1 protein-coding gene is annotated in these 500 nt (G+C 43.6%); it reads right to left on the reverse strand.

The window, feature by feature from the left end:
* The coding region (locus tag OM075_RS25565) for a hypothetical protein (RefSeq protein ID WP_301193386.1) at positions 1-386 on the reverse strand (386 nt) is incomplete at its 3' end.
* Between the last annotated feature and the right edge of the window lie 114 nt (positions 387-500).

The raw sequence follows: 500 nt of genomic DNA on the forward strand, positions 1-500 counted from the left end.
TTCTTTTTCTCTACCTCGGCAAGCAGATACACACGAACATTGTAGCTTTCATTAACAGCCAGGTTCTCGCTGTCGTCTTTGTAAATGACACGTACTGGGCTGTTCTTGGCTTTTTCATCCACAGGGAAAGCCACGTCCTTAATACTCATATCATCGTTGTGGTGAAGCAATGCCACCTCGGTATCATCGGGGATTATCTCGGTATCATCAATCCAAACCCTAAGTGTTGCACCGGGTAATGCCTGTTGGTTGGATAGGCGTAAGAAAATGCCTTTGATACGGTCATGTTCCGTTTTGGTATTGCCGTTAAACTCGTAGGTCTGACCTTTTTTAACCTCGAATTTCACGACCTGTAATTTGCGTATGTTATTGTCTTGTACTTCCATTTTTGAAATGATTAAGAAGAAAAAGGGGCGGTTAACAACCGCTGACCGCCCCCGAACGATTATGACATATCAAGCTCTTATGCTTTCTCTGTGATAGTTCCCAATAGCGTTACC

It is taken from the genome of Plebeiibacterium sediminum (genome assembly GCF_026013605.1).
Classification (GTDB): domain Bacteria; phylum Bacteroidota; class Bacteroidia; order Bacteroidales; family Marinilabiliaceae; genus Saccharicrinis; species Saccharicrinis sediminus.